The 12,901-nt window shown below is 46.3% G+C and carries 9 protein-coding genes; 3 read left to right on the forward strand and 6 right to left on the reverse strand.

The annotated features are described in order from the left end of the window. Positions 1-151 precede the first annotated feature (151 nt). The 3 genes from smc to IEY13_RS02635 are packed head-to-tail and all read left to right on the forward strand — an operon-like array spanning position 152 to position 4,471. Complete coding sequence (smc, locus tag IEY13_RS02625; RefSeq protein ID WP_188950400.1) at positions 152-3,676, forward strand: chromosome segregation protein SMC; 3,525 nt, start codon at positions 152-154, stop codon at positions 3,674-3,676. After that, positions 3,676-4,116 (forward strand): hypothetical protein, encoded by a 441-nt coding sequence (locus tag IEY13_RS02630; RefSeq protein ID WP_188950402.1) that lies wholly within the window; start codon positions 3,676-3,678, stop codon positions 4,114-4,116. The genes smc and IEY13_RS02630 overlap by 1 nt, the downstream gene beginning before the upstream one ends. 25 nt (positions 4,117-4,141) lie before the next feature. After that, complete coding sequence (locus IEY13_RS02635) at positions 4,142-4,471, forward strand: DMT family protein (RefSeq protein WP_146838345.1); 330 nt, start codon at positions 4,142-4,144, stop codon at positions 4,469-4,471. Positions 4,472-4,545: 74 nt separating this feature from the next. Here the strand turns inward: IEY13_RS02635 and IEY13_RS02640 are convergent, their stop codons facing one another. The 6 genes from IEY13_RS02640 to IEY13_RS02665 all read right to left on the reverse strand — a co-directional run bounded on the left by IEY13_RS02640 (position 4,546) and on the right by IEY13_RS02665 (position 12,891). Continuing rightward, on the reverse strand, positions 4,546-4,707 hold the full coding sequence (locus IEY13_RS02640; protein ID WP_188950404.1) for a hypothetical protein: 162 nt from the start codon (positions 4,705-4,707) through the stop codon (positions 4,546-4,548). Between the two features lie 102 nt (positions 4,708-4,809). After that, on the reverse strand, positions 4,810-5,535 hold the full coding sequence (locus tag IEY13_RS02645; RefSeq protein WP_188950406.1) for a LytR/AlgR family response regulator transcription factor: 726 nt from the start codon (positions 5,533-5,535) through the stop codon (positions 4,810-4,812). 19 nt (positions 5,536-5,554) lie between these two features. Then, the gene (locus IEY13_RS02650) at positions 5,555-6,658 is read right to left on the reverse strand and encodes a sensor histidine kinase (protein ID WP_188950408.1); all 1,104 of its coding nucleotides are present in this window, start codon (positions 6,656-6,658) and stop codon (positions 5,555-5,557) included. Next, positions 6,648-9,713, reverse strand: a complete 3,066-nt coding sequence (locus IEY13_RS02655) for a lantibiotic dehydratase (RefSeq protein WP_188950410.1) — start codon at positions 9,711-9,713, stop codon at positions 6,648-6,650. Before IEY13_RS02655 ends, IEY13_RS02650 begins: the two co-directional genes overlap by 11 nt. Before the next feature lie 113 nt (positions 9,714-9,826). Next, positions 9,827-10,561 carry an HlyD family secretion protein gene (locus tag IEY13_RS02660; protein WP_188950411.1) on the reverse strand — a complete coding sequence of 245 codons (735 nt, stop codon included), beginning with the start codon at positions 10,559-10,561 and terminating at the stop codon, positions 9,827-9,829. Between the two features lie 11 nt (positions 10,562-10,572). Then, on the reverse strand, positions 10,573-12,891 hold the full coding sequence (locus IEY13_RS02665; protein WP_308421148.1) for a peptidase domain-containing ABC transporter: 2,319 nt from the start codon (positions 12,889-12,891) through the stop codon (positions 10,573-10,575). Positions 12,892-12,901: the final 10 nt, after the last annotated feature.

Genomic DNA, 12,901 nt, shown 5'->3' on the forward strand with positions numbered 1-12,901 from the left:
GATACCCATTTAAAATGGGGAAATTGTTGAAAAAGAATGCCCTGAAACTGTTACGGCCGTCAAATTGCGCGGTTAAACGGGGCTACAGGCATAAAACTGCCTGAATGACAGGAAAATGATTTAAGTTCGCGTTTGCTAAATAGCCTGAGAAGTGAGATTAAAACAACTAGAAATTAAGGGTTTCAAGAGTTTTGCTGACAAAACCGTGGTGAACTTTGACGAGGGCATTACGGGCATTATCGGGCCTAACGGCTGCGGTAAAAGCAATATTATTGACTCTATCCGCTGGGTAATTGGCGAGCAGAAAATTTCTGCCCTGCGTAGCGAAAACCTGGAGGCACTGGTGTTTAACGGCAGCCGTACGCGTAGCCCCAGTGGCCTGGCAGAGGTGAGTCTCACTTTCGAAAACACCAAAAACCTGTTACCTACCGAATTCAGTACCGTTACCATTACCCGCCGTTTTTATAAAAACGGGGAGAGTGAATACCGCCTGAACGATGTGGCCTGCCGGATGAAGGATATTCATAACCTGTTTATGGATACCGGAGTTAGTACCGACAGTTATGCCATTATTGAGCTGGGCATGGTGGATGATATTATTAAAGACAAGGAAAACAGCCGCCGCCGTATGTTGGAGCAGGCGGCGGGTATTACTATATATAAGACGCGTAAGAAGGAAGCCAAATCGAAACTGGATGCTACGGAGCAGGACTTAAACCGTATTGAGGACCTGTTATTTGAGATTAACAACCAGCTGAAAACCCTGGAAAACCAGGCAAAAAAGGCCGAGAAGTATTACGAGATTAAGAAAGATTACAAGGAAGTAGCCATAGAGCTGGCGAAAGCAGCGCTGGAAGGTTTTAATGTAACCTACCGCGAGCTGAACGAGCAGCAGGATACGGAAACCGATAAAAAAGTACGCCTGGATGCAGAAATAGCCACTGAAGAAGCGGCTATTGAGCAGGAAAAGGTAGGCTTTATTGAAAAAGAGCGCGCCCTGCAAAGCCAGCAGTACGAGTTTAACGAGTTGCTGCAGAAACTGCGCACCAAGGAAAACGAAAAGAACCTGGCCTCGCAGAAACTGCAATACCTGCACGAAAAGGAAGGCAGCCTGAAAGACTTTTTGCAGAAGGCAGAGGGGCAGCTGAAAACGATTGACGATTCCATACAGTATACACAGATACAGGTAGGAGAGGAAGAAAGCCGCCTGGCCGATATTCAGGACCGGGTAGAGAGTTCTAAACTGGAGATTGAAGAAAAGCGCCGCCTGTTTGATGAAAAACGCAGCGGGGTAGATGCTTTACGCAGCCAGTACCAGCAGATACAGCGCAAGCAGTTTGATGCGGAAAAGAAGGTGGCGGTAGCAGATACTTCTATCCAGAACCTGCAACGTTCGCACGCGCAGATACAGGATGAGCAGCAGAACCGCCTGATGCAGATTCAGCAGATGGAAACAGAGCTGAAAGACAAGGAGGAAACGCTGGATGCCAGACGTATTGACCTGCAGCAACTACAGGAGCAGCACGAAAAAACCAAAGAACAGATTGTTGCCACCCAGGCACAGCTGGAAACCTTACGCGCCAAACTGGCGGAAGACAACCGTACGCTGGATAAAAAGCGTAACGAACACGACCTGCTGAAGAGTTTGATTGACTCTATGGAAGGTTACCCGGAGAGTGTAAAATTTCTGCATAATAATAAGGAGTGGAACCATACCTCGCCTATTTTATCAGACATTATATATGTAAAAGAAGAGTTTCGTGCCGCAGTGGAAAACGTGCTGGAGCCTTACCTGAACTACTATGTAGTAAACAACTTACAGGAAGGTTTACAGGCGGTACACCTGCTGGATGCCCATAAAAAGGGCAAAGCCAACTTTTTTATGCTGGAACAGTTTGCCGATGTAAACGTGCAAACGCAACAGCCTGCCCACACCATGAAAGCCATGGATGTTATTGAGGTAGATGCACAGTACCGCAAACTGGCTGAATACCTGCTGGGTAACGTATATATTGCTGAAAGTGATGATGCGTTACAAAACAGCAACGGCGCTGTGGTGCTGGAAAAAACAGGTAAGTATGTAAAAGGTATTTATACCCTTACCGGTGGTAGCGTAGGCCTGTTTGAAGGTAAAAAGATTGGCCGCGCCAAGAACCTGGAAAAACTCTACGAAGAGATTGTGGCACAGGATGCGGTGGTGAACCAGCTGAAGGCCGATATTCAGGCGCGCCATAACGAGGTAATTGCGTATAAGGAACAACTGAAAGAGCAGGCGATAAAACAAACAGAGTCAGAAATTAACCAGCTGACCAACCAGTTGTTTGCCGCCAAAAACAAAATAGAAAACTTACAGGCAGCCCAGCAGAACGCGCAGCAACGCCTGGAAGATAACGATGTGCGCATGCAGGACGAGCAGGATGCCATTGCAGAAACCCGTGAGGTGCTGCAAACGCTGAATAACGAACTGCAGCAGACCGGCGAAAGCATGCGGGTGGTAGAACAGGATTACCACCAGGCGGAGCAGGAATACAATTTTGCTTCGGCCCAGTTTAACGAAAGCAACCTATCGCTTACCCGCCAGCAGAGTAAGATTGGTGCGTTAAAGCAGGAGTTGCTGTTTAAAGAAAATCAGCTGAACGATCTGCATCAGCAGATTCAGAGCAATACTTCCCAACTGGCCGATGCCAGCACGCATATTAAGGAAAGTGCAGATGCCCTGAAAGAGGCAGAAGACCTGTTGCTGGAAATGATGCGGAAGAAAGAGGAGGAGGAAAAGAAACTAAACGAATCTGATCAGGCTTACTATAACCTGCGTAACGAGCTTCAGGAAAAAGAAAGTGCGTTGCGTATGAAAACCAAAAGCAAGGAGATTATCGATCACCTGCTGCAGGAAATTAAAGACAAGCTGAACGAACTGCGTTTACAGCTGGCCGGTATGAAGGAAAGGCTGAACGTGGAGTTTAAAATTGATCTGGATGAAATACTGGATCAGCCACGTATGACCAATACTTCGCTGGAAGACTTACAGGCTTCTTCAGACCGTATGAAGAAGCGGATGGAAAACATAGGCGAGGTAAACCCTACGGCTATTGAAGCCTTCCAGGAAATGAAAAAGCGTTACGAGTTTATTCTGGAACAAAAGAATGATCTGGTAACGGCTAAAGACAGCCTGCTGCAAACCATACAGGAAGTGGAAGCTACGGCCAACCAGCAGTTTCTGGATACGTTTAACCAGGTGCGCGAAAACTTCCAGAAAGTATTTAAGGCCCTGTTTACAGAAGAAGATACGGCCGATATGGTACTGGAAAACCCGGAAAACCTGGCAGAAACGGGTATTGATATTGTGGCTAAACCCAAAGGCAAACGCCCTTCTTCTATTACCCAGCTGAGTGGTGGAGAAAAAACCTTAACCGCAACGGCGCTGCTGTTTGCTATTTACCTGATTAAGCCTGCACCGTTCTGTATTCTGGATGAGGTGGATGCACCGCTGGATGATGCCAACGTGGGCAAGTTTACCCAGATGATTCAGAAGTTCAGCGAGAACTCGCAGTTTATTATTGTTACCCACAATAAAATGACCATGAGTGCGGTGGATGTTATTTATGGGGTTACCATGCAGGAGCCAGGTGTAAGCAAGCTGGTACCGGTTGACTTTACAAGCCTTAGTAGTAATTAATGTATAAGCTGGTTGCTGTTTTATATTTTGTGTGTTTTGGTTTGTATGTGATGTTTTCACGCCAGCCAGATTACTTTGATGGCGAGTTTCACCCTGCTACCGTACATTTTATAGCAGACAGTACGGGTACAGTACAGCCTATGGCTGTGTTTACCCTTACCAAAGCAGATACTATTAAAGTACCCGCCGGTTATGTATTCCGCCATTTACACGAAGGGCAGCGGGTACAGGTAATATATGAAACAGCTAGGCCCCGTAATGCGCAGGTATACGCCTGGTGGGGGTACTGGTTTACCTGGGGTGAATGCGTGTTTTCCGTAATATTACTGCTGGCCTTGTTTCAGATAGCAGTACAGGTAACCAACAAACCCACACCCGAAGCTTTGCTGGAAGAGCAGGCTATGAATGAAAAACAGTATAAAAGAAAATATAAGGATTAACCTTCACTAAATAATTTACCCCGATATGCAGACAATAATAATGCTGATATGCTCTAACGTGTTTATGACGTTTGCGTGGTACTGGCATTTGAAAGACAAGGGCATTGCTTTATGGAAAGCCATTCTGATAAGCTGGGGCATCGCCTTGTTTGAATATTGTTTAACCGTACCTGCCAACCGCATGGGCTACACCACCGGTTGGACGGGGTTTCAGCTGAAGATTGTACAGGAAATTATCTCCCTTGTTATCTTCTGCATTTTTGCGGTGCTGTACCTGCGCGAGCCTTTTCACTGGAAATACCTTATCAGCTTTGCCTTTATTATGGGGGCAGTGTACTTTGCGTTTAAGAAATAAAAAAACACTAATTCTGTTCAGCGGCGCCTGAGAATTAGTGTTTGTGTATAAATAAGCAGTGTAGGTGGATGGATTTATTCCACAGGAAGCATCATAGAAAAACTGGTGGTCGGAAGCGTAACGGTAATAAGTGAGCGTGGCGACTGTTGCCTGGCGTTTTTGTTCTCTGCAAACAGGTCGTCTGCTTTACATTTACTAACAATACGTTTTTTGATCTGCAGTTTCTTCGTAGTCATAGAATTAGTTTTTAGTGTTGTGATTCTTGTTCAAGATTGCGCTTTTTACCAGCAGTGCATAAAAGTTTCGACAAAGTATTGCTGTTCTTCGATGGAGGCGTGCTAAAACAGCTCCACTATGTGTTTTTTAACTTCTTCCCAGTAGGTGGGGCCGATAGGAATTCTTTTTATGGCAGGAAGTATTGTTTCTATGTGCATATCCTGTATAGATTTAATGGCGTTTTTGCGCACAATGCAGGAGCGGTTTACGCGCAAAAAAAACGGGGCGGGCAGCAGCTCTTCTATCTTGTTCATGGTAACGTTCAGTATTACCTTACCGGTGCTTAGTTGCAGCTCCATATAGTCTTTCAGCGCCTGCACCAGAATAATATCTTCTATACATATCTGCACGCGTTTGCGTCCTTCTTTGGCCCATACATAGTTTTTGGTTTCCATACCGGGCTGGGCCACTGGTGGTTGTTTGGCTGCTTTCAGGGTAAACAGTTCATTGGCTTTGGTTACGGCTTTTAAAAAGCGCTCAAACGAAATGGGTTTCAGCAGATAGTCTACCACATCCAGCTCATAACTTTCCAGTGCGTATTCATGAAACGCAGTGGTGAAAATGACCATAATATCTTTCTGGCGCAGAATGCGTAACATTTCCACACCTGTCATTTCCGGCATTTGTATATCCAGAAAAATTAAATCGGGTTGTACTTCACGGATAAACTCCAGCGCGCTTATCGCATTATCGCATATACCGGCTATTTGCAGGTAGGGTATTTTGGCGGATAGCTTTTCCAGTATTTGCTGGGCTATGGGTTCATCATCAACAATCAGCACTTTCATGAGTTAAAAAAGGTATAGGTTAAAGCTTAAGTACCAGCGCTACTTCGTAAGTATCATCTGTGTCTTTAATATCCAGGCTGTAGCGTGTATGATATTCCAGTTCCAATCGTCTTCTCACATTTTTTAAACCAAGGCCACCGGCCCCATCGCCCTGTTTTTTATTTCCTGGTGCGGGAGGTTTGTTGTTGGCAGCATGAAACGTTAGCAGGCCTTCTTTTTCTGTTACGGATAACTTTATCCAGGCATTGTTAATGCTGGCGTTAATGCCGTGTTTAAAGGCGTTCTCAATAAAGTTAATTAAAATAAGAGGTTTGATAATTTTTTCTTTGTTATCTATCTGCTCAAAGTTGTATTCAATTTTTACCCGGCTTTCTTTATACCGCATTTTTTCCAGCAGCAGGTAACTGCTTAAAAAATCAATTTCTTCCCGCAGGGTAATATGCTCTTTGGCACTATCGTACAACGAAAAACGCAGCAGGTTAGACAGTTGTATCACTACGCGGCTGGCTTCTTCATTATCAATCACAAGGCCGTAAATGCTGTTGAGGGAGTTAAACAGAAAATGCGGCTGTATCTGCGCCCGCAGAAAATTAATTTCCATATTGTTTCTTTCCTGCGCTATGGCCAGCTTTTCCAGCGAGCTTTCGTGAAAATCTTTTACAATTTTTATAATTACCCCCAGCGCGTTAAACCATACTATAAAGGAGGATACCCATACCAGCCTGTCGCCCGTAAAGGGCTTTTGCAGGCTGCCTGTAGAAAACTGTGTGTATAGCCTGGCCACCACCTCGTTGGCGGGGTACAGCTGCCGTATCATATACAGGGCGCCGGTTTTAATGTACAGCGATGCCAGGTAAATAAGCAGGATGTCTGCCACCAGCACCAGCCACTGCCGCTGGCGTACATGCCTGAATACCACATTGCATATAAAATAATGTATAAGAATGGTGTTAAACAATACGGCGCAGGCAAAAAGGGTGTTATCTGTATTGAAAATGTTACCATGTAAGGAATAGGAGGTGATGAACATGATAAAATACAACATACCTGTCCAGTACAGGATATGTAAAAAATGCCTCATGGAAAGGCTGGAATACAATGAAAACTCGTTATTACGCTCCATGTTTCTGATGTACCTGTTGATTGTAATACCTGCCGCACATATAATACACCATATACTCCATCAGGCGCTGATCGGTTGCAAACCAGCGGTTGATGCTCATGTGTATGTAGCTGGATATATTGCTGTAGGGCAGAGAAGGGGTTAGTAGTTGTTGGTTTCTGCGGGCGAACAATGCTTCAAAGCCGCTGCTGCCCCAACTGCCGGCAATGGATTTTTTCCATTGCTGGTATTGCAGGTTCAATTGCTTTTTTACATCGGCGCCAAACTCTTTTGCAAAAGCATCTGCCATTTCCTGGCAGAATGTTACCCGCGCTTCGGGCGATAGCTGATACAGGTTTAACCAGCTGTGCAGGTTGTTAATGCCTGCCAGAAAGCGCAGTTCTGCATCTTCTGTAAAAGCCGGGTTTTGCAAACAGTTTAATATCAGTTGCGAATCGCGGAAAAACAGTTCTTCTGTAAACAGCATCTGGCTTTCCCCGTACCTTTCTATTTCGCGCTGATAGGTGTCCTGCTGTATTTTCCATACCAGGCCGTTTTGAACATAGGGCTGTAAGGCGTGGTACAGGTGTTGTACCGCAGCGGCATAATGGCTGGCTGCGCCCGTTTTGTGCAGGTGCAGCCGCAGCCGGATATGGTAATGCGGATCGGTATAACGGATAAAGAAAAACTGATCTGTTACCGCTTCATCCAGCAGGGCGTTCATAGCCGGGTGCAGGGTATTGGCCAGTATTTCATCCGCTACTTTGGCAGAGCAGTATATTTTGTAGTACAGCCATTCGCTACCGGGCTCAAACACGCGCTGCAGTGCAGCAGGTGCTTTACCGGTGCAGGGGGCAATGGTGGCAGGTTGCCGGTGGGTGAGTGGCAGAATAAATTGCTCTACAAAGGGTGCACTTGCTGCATTATCTGTTTGGGGTGTGGTGGTATACAGCCATTCGGTAAGTTTTACGGTACTGCTGTCGCGCATTTCTTTCAGCAGCAGTTGCAGATAGGTTTCATTACCGGTATCTATAAATAATTCGTTATCGCCTTCGCACAGGCATACCTGCCGGGCAACCTGCCATTGCTGCATAAACTGCCGTAGCGCAATCAGCGGTTGGGGCGCCAGCAGGATGGTTTTAATATCTGCCTCCCGCAAAAACCAGGTGGCACGGTGCAGTATATATTGCTTAAAGGTGATACGCGGTAAAAAGCGCTTTTGCAGCGCGGCTGTACCCCAGTTTAGTTCTAGCCCGGTGCGGCCCTGATGTTGCAGCGATGCCAGAAATTTATAAGCGGTAACCGTGCTGTTAACATAGTTATGCGCGTTAGACAGGCGGGGGATAACTCTTTTGTTATACCTGCGCGAGCGTAATACAATTTCATCCCGCTGAATAGATACCATCAGGTCTGTTACAGGCAGCTGCTTTTCATTAGCAATTGCACCCGGGGCAAGCAGCGGAATTTCGTAGGCAGACAGCTGCCCGCGCCTGGCAATATTGCCCAGCCTGCCTTCCGGCACATGAATAATTTCTGCGTATATAATATCGTTGCTTTCCTCATGGGCCGGTGCGGCTAGCTGGTGGCAGAACTGGCTCATCTCTTCATTAATATACGAGAAACGGCCCAGCAGTATGTTGGAATGCGCACCTCCGGCATTTTGCAGAAATATTTTATCCTGTGGCAGCCGCATACCCATTACAGAAAACTGTGTGGCCAGTTTGTCTGCTTTAGGTTCCGGCAGGCCTGCGGTATGTGCATCCAGCTGAATACCTTTGTATAAATCAGCAGCATCTGTACACTCCAGCTTCTCCTGCAACCAGCTGCCGCCTGTGCTTATTTTAGGCAGGGTATTTTTTCGGGGTAGCAGGTTCATCTTTTCTGCTACCGGGTTGTGGGTGGTGTTGCCTATTTGCTCTGCGGCCGGAAAGCCAATGCCGCATTCCGGGTCCAGTAGTTCTGTAAGGGGTACTTCCTGCGTTTCGTAGCGCTCGGCAAATCTTTTCTTAAAGCGGTCCAGTATAGTTTCTGCGGGCGAAGTGGTATAAGCCAGCCTGCTCATGAACTCCAGCGCCTTCTCCAGATCTTTCAAATGTGCCTGTTGCCAGGCGGTGGCGGCAGGTGGTGCAAAATACAAATCGGCATGAAACAGATGCCCCTGTACCGGTACTATTTCCATGCTGTGCAGCAGCGCTTCCAGCTGCTTTAAATCCGCTTCGGGCAGCGTGCCGGGTGGTAATGCTGCAAACTGGTTTAACAGCGCCTGAATCAGCTGAAAAACAGCTAAATAGCTATCTGCACCTGCTACCTGCTTTGCAGCAAGGCTTTCCAGTACATACAGCGGGTAACCCAGTTCATTGTTGCGTGTTAAAGCGGGCTGCAGTTCGCTTACCAGCAGTTGTGCCTCAGCCAGTTCGCGTATATATTCACAAAATTCTTTGTAATCAATATCCTCCTGCAGCAGCCCGTACATATCTGACAGGGTAAGCAGCGGCTGTTGGGTAAGCAGTGTTACCAACCGGCTCAGCAGGTCTGTTGCTTGTATAGAGCTGAGCTGGTGTACCGTGCTGCCTTCTTCTGTAACCGTTTCGGTATACCGGTATTCGCCTGCCATCAGGTAGCAGGTAGGGTTTACCCGGTACCGCAGGTGCTGCCATAGTACGGGGTGTTGTTCCAGCTTGTAAATCAACTGTTGCAGCAGCCCCATATCAATACGTACTTTACGTACCTGCGTGGCGGGTGCGGCAGGTGCATCTATACCCGCCAGATGGCAGCCTGCAAAAATGCCATACGGGGTGGGGCGTGTGCCTGCACGTATAGCATACTTGCGTAAAGTATGCATCAGCTTGTTTTCTTTTTCAGCAGTAAAACCCGTTTGAAGCCAGGTTTTTACCGTATGGTATAAACCTGGTGAGCACCAGTAAATGCCTTCCAGAAATACAGGGTCTTTCAGCAGAGACATAACCACCTGGTCAAGGTCAGCTGCGTGCCCCTGATTATTTAACAGGCTCTTATAAGAATAGAGCGGTGTTCGTACGACAAGCCTGCCGTAGTTTTTAAAGGTTTTTTCCTGCATATTGCTGGATTGCAGATGATTAGAACGTTAGCGTGGTGTTGTTCAGCAGATTGATTTTTATATTGGTAAACTAATGTAATGAAAATTACGCGCCGTAAGGGTTTTGGCCGCAATTAATTTAGCAGGCTGCCAAACAGGCGTTGGAAAATACTCCGGTCGCTCAGCATAATTTCCGCGTTTCCTTCCATTACCGGCAGTACGGGAATCTCTTTGTTTTCAGAGGTTACTATTTTAGGATTATCCAGCTGAACATAGGCCTGATGTTCTCCATCTACCTGCATGGGCAGTATAGAAGAAATGGTACCTTCCAGAAACCCGTATTCTGTTACCGGAAAATCGTTCAGTTCTATTTTAACCGCCTGCCCGGTTTTTACATTTCCCGCGCCCTTGCTGGAGTACCGCACTTTTACTTCGGCAGTGGACGAGCGGGGTACCACCCAGATTACCTGATCCAGTGTATTTTTTTCATCAATGCCCTTGGTAATGTATATCCTGCCCTTCATAGGCGTAATGGTGTAATAATCTTTTCCGGTTTTAGGATCGTGGCGGGTAAGCAGTGTATCGCCACGCGATACTTCATCGCCGTTCTTTACCAGAAAGTTAAACTGAAAGCCGGCGTTTTCATCGGTACGCCGTATGGTAACCTTACCGGGCTGGTTTTCACCCTGCATTAATACGGTGCCATGCAACGTATCCGGGTAGCGGATAACGTTGGCTATAACCAGCCCTACCACGCTTACCACAAACAGTACGGTAATACCCCAGCGGATAACCCATGGGGGAATGGTGCCTACCACTTCCTCCATTTCGGTGCTTCTGATTTCTAATGACTCATTTATTTCAGGCATAAGTATATATTTTATGCGACATCTAATTCCAGTTGATTTTTCACCAGTTCAAAGTAGTAGCCTCTGGCTCTGGTAAGTTCTGAATGGTGGCCTTCTTCTACTATTTCCCCGTCTTTCATTACAATAATCTGATCGGCGTTTTTAACGGTACTTAAACGGTGCGCAATTACAATTACGGTTCTGCCTTTATAAAACTCATTCAGGTTTTCCATAATTACCTTTTCGTTGTTGGCATCCAGCGCGCTGGTAGCTTCATCAAAAAACAGGTATCGCGGATCTTTATATACCGCACGTGCTATAAACAAACGCTGCTTTTGCCCGCCGCTGAGGCCGGAGCCGGAGTTGCCTATGCGCGTGGTAAAGCCCAGCGGCAGGCGGGAAATAAATTCGTGCATATTGGCTATGCGTACGGCGTTGTACAGTTTTTCTTCCTGTATTCTTTCGCCATCTACGGCTATGTTACGCGCAATAGAATCGGAAAATACAAAGCCATCCTGCATAACCGTACCCACATTGTTACGCCACAGTTGTGAGGATATATCCTGCAGGTTTACCTCATCCACCAGTATCTGCCCTTCGGAAGGGGGATAGAATTTCAGCAGCAGTTTTAACAGGGTGGTTTTGCCACTGCCACTGGCGCCTACAATAGCAGTTACTTTTCCTTTGGGAATGTGCATGCTGATGTTTTTAAGCACCAGCTGACTTTTAGGCGAGCCATACCGGAACGACAGGTTGGAGATGATGATGCCCTCGCCAATGTTTTTGCGGATACTTTTGGTAAACAACTCATGGCTCAGGTATAGCGAGTCTGCACCGTTTTCCGGCTGGCGCGGCCATTTGTTTTCATCATACCCAATCAGGTCTTCGCCGGATTCTTCTTCGGGCTTGCTGTGAATTTCGTTCAGCCTGTCCAGGCTTATTTTGGCATCCTGTACACTTTTAATAAACAGAATAATCTGATCCAGCGGGCTGTTCATTTGCCCTACTATATAAGAGATGCTGAGCATTACACCCAGCGTTATCTGCTGCTCTATTACCAGCCTTGCTGCCAGGTAGCTGATAACAATATTTTTAAGCTGGGTAAAAAAGGTAGAGCCTATGGCCTGGTATTGTTCCAGCGCCAGGCTTTTAATGTTTACTTTAAACAGTTTGGCCTGTATACGTTCCCATTCCCACCGGCGGGCTTTCTGGCTGTTGTACAGCTTTATCTCCTGCATGCCGGTAATAATTTCAAACAGGCTGTTCTGGTTTTCGCGCGAGCGCTGGAAGCGGTTATAATCAATGTCTTTGCGCTTTTTAAGGAAAATAGAAATCCAGGCAATGGAAAGGCAGCTACCTATTACAAATACCAGCAGTAGTTTGGTGTTGTATAACGATAGTACAAAAGAAAATACAAAAAGATTAATAATAGAAAACAGCGTGTTGAGGGTAGAACCGGTAAGGAAGGCTTCAATTCTTTTATGATCGTTAATACGCTGGGTAATATCGCCCACGTTTTTTGACTCAAAAAAGTTAATAGGCAGCTTCATCAGCTTAATAAGGAAGTTGGAAATGATACTGATGCTGATGCGTGTACTTATGTGTAGCAATATCCAGTTTCGTATCAGATCTACCGCAATGCTGCCCAGAAACAGCAGCAGCTGTGAAAGCAGAATGAGATAAATAAAACTCATTTTTCTGCGGCTTACCCCAAAGTCTACCAGGCTTTGGGTAAGAAACGGAAAACACATACTGATAAGGCTACCCAGCAGCATGCCCAGCATCAGCTGTATAAAGTAGCGCCGGTAGGGCTTCAGGTAACCCAGTAAAAAGCCAAAGCCGGTTTGTACTTTAGGGGCTTCTTCCTTGTTGCGGTAAAAGTCGGGTGTAGGCTCCATCAGCAACGCAATGCCTTTGCGGTCGGCAGAACTGAGCCAGCATTTTTCAAACACGTCTTTTTCCACCCTTACCATGGTATGGCCGGGATCGGCTATAATAATGCGCTCTACGGGCCGGAAAAGATTTTTCTTTTCTACGGCGTACATTACTACATAATGCTCCTGGTTCCAGTGCAATACGCAGGGCAGGGGAATCTGTTGGGTGAGTTGTTCATAGGTTAGCTTGGCAGACAGCGTTTTGAACCCTATTTTTTCTGCTGCCTCACTCAGCCCCAGCAGGCTTACCCCGTTTTTAGTGATGTATGAATTGGCCCGGAGGTAATCAAGCGAATATTCCTCGCCATAGTAGGCGGAAATCATCCGCAAACAGGTGGGCCCACAATCCATGTAGTCCAGCTGTTTATAAAATTTATATTTTCTGCTGAATAGTCCCATCGGTGTGGAGTTTAACATCGTGTTGTAA

The organism is Filimonas zeae (genome assembly GCF_014641615.1).
GTDB lineage: Bacteria > Bacteroidota > Bacteroidia > Chitinophagales > Chitinophagaceae > Filimonas > Filimonas zeae.

Bases quoted from the DNA above. Each gene is read 5' to 3' on its own strand.
- IEY13_RS02630 (WP_188950402.1), top strand. From the start codon at position 3,676: ATGTATAAGCTGGTTGCTGTTTTATATTTTGTGTGTTTTGGTTTGTAT.
- IEY13_RS02635 (WP_146838345.1), top strand. From the start codon at position 4,142: ATGCAGACAATAATAATGCTGATATGCTCTAACGTGTTTATGACGTTT.
- IEY13_RS02640 (WP_188950404.1), bottom strand. From the start codon at position 4,707: ATGACTACGAAGAAACTGCAGATCAAAAAACGTATTGTTAGTAAATGT.
- IEY13_RS02645 (WP_188950406.1), bottom strand. From the start codon at position 5,535: ATGAAAGTGCTGATTGTTGATGATGAACCCATAGCCCAGCAAATACTG.
- IEY13_RS02650 (WP_188950408.1), bottom strand. From the start codon at position 6,658: ATGGAGCGTAATAACGAGTTTTCATTGTATTCCAGCCTTTCCATGAGG.
- IEY13_RS02655 (WP_188950410.1), bottom strand. From the start codon at position 9,713: ATGCAGGAAAAAACCTTTAAAAACTACGGCAGGCTTGTCGTACGAACA.
- IEY13_RS02660 (WP_188950411.1), bottom strand. From the start codon at position 10,561: ATGCCTGAAATAAATGAGTCATTAGAAATCAGAAGCACCGAAATGGAG.
- IEY13_RS02665 (WP_308421148.1), bottom strand. From the start codon at position 12,891: ATGTTAAACTCCACACCGATGGGACTATTCAGCAGAAAATATAAATTT.